Annotated in this window: 1 protein-coding gene; it reads right to left on the reverse strand. The window is 71.9% G+C overall.

Annotated elements, in window-relative coordinates; all coding sequences use genetic code 11:
• Positions 1–1,426, reverse strand: a 1,426-nt coding sequence (locus LZ009_RS24150; RefSeq protein WP_275700554.1) for a hypothetical protein, incomplete at both ends; no start/stop codon positions are given.

Below are 1,426 nucleotides of genomic sequence, written 5' to 3' on the forward strand. Positions count from 1 at the left end.
CCCACGTTGCCGGTGCGCGTGAGCGTGCCCAGCACGCCGGTGTCGTCCACGCCCTGGAACTGCACCAGCGTGCTGCCGGTGAAGCCCTGCCCCTGCAGCACGATCGCCTGGCCGGTGATGGCCGAGGGCTGGGCCGCATTGGCCGCCTGCCCGCCGTTGGCGGTCGCCAGGATACCCGTGAACTGCGAGGGCGGCTGGGCCGGCGTGCTCGGCCCGGCGATCTGCGCGTAGCCACCCTCGGTGGTGACGCGGATCGGCCCGTCCAGCGTGCGCGTGGCCACCACCGACAGCGTGTCGTTGCGCCCGCCCGTGACGTCCAGCGGATACAGGTTGGTGGCGCCATCGGCGAAGGCCACGCCGCCGATGGTGATCGTGCTCGCGCCTTCCATGAAGCCGCTGCCGTACAGGTAGAAGTTGCTGTCCTCGCCCGGCCCGCCCTGCGTGGCCGCCAGCGTCGGCACGATCTGCAGCCGCACCCCCGGCGTGGCGCGCAGCGTCTGCACCGCATCGCCGGCAAAGACGTTGCTCAGGCTCTCGCGCAGCAGGCTCACGCCATCCACGCTCACGTCCACCAGGTCCGGCCCCGCATTGCGGCTGGCGCCGTCCCAGCTGTCGAAGACCAGCAGGTCGAAGTGCAGCGTGTAGCTCTGGCCCGCGGTGAGCCCGCCCAGGTTCAGGGTCTGCCCGCCGTTGTTCAGCCGGCCCAGGAAGCGCGTGAAGGCGCCCCGCTCGCTGCCGTCGATGGACGCAGCGCCCCACTGCGCCGCCGCCGTGCCCTCGAAGTCGTCGCTGAACAGCGTCGCGGCACCTTGGGTGAGCCGCACGTTGTCCAGGCCCCAGCTCTCGTTGCCCGCGTCTTCCAGGCCCGCGTCGGCGAAGCGCACGCTGGCCGTAGTCCCGCCGGCCGTGAAGGTGACGCTGACGTCGCGGTACACCGCGTCCGCATAGCTGTTGAAGCCCATGTTGCGCCAGCCGGCGTTGACCACCCGCACGTCCCCGGTGGTCGCCGCGTCCGGCACCTGCACCTGCAGCCGCGTTCCCGCCGCGTTGATCCCCAGCGGCGTCACCGCCACCGTCTGCCGGCTGCCGCCGTTGTCCAGCGTCTCGAACAGCACCCGCGTGCCCGGCCCGAAGTTGGTCCCGACCAGCTCGATCACCTGCCCCACGTTGGCCGCAGCCTGCAGCGCGCTGGCCGCCACCCCGTCGGTCGCGGTTGCCACCACCTGCGACAGCGTCGCCGTCGGCACCGCGGCGCTGTCCCCGTTGGTCTGCACCTTGTAGATCACGCCATGGGTCGAAGCCACCAGCAGCGAGCCGTCGCCTGCGAAGGCCAGCCCCGCGACCTCGTTGTCGTTCACGCCCTGGCTGCGCAGGTCGACTCGCCGCACTTCGGCGCCGGCACGCGTCACTTCCACCAGCGTGTAGA

Origin of the sequence: Ramlibacter paludis, assembly GCF_022012305.1 — a bacterium.
Classification (GTDB): domain Bacteria; phylum Pseudomonadota; class Gammaproteobacteria; order Burkholderiales; family Burkholderiaceae_C; genus Ramlibacter; species Ramlibacter paludis.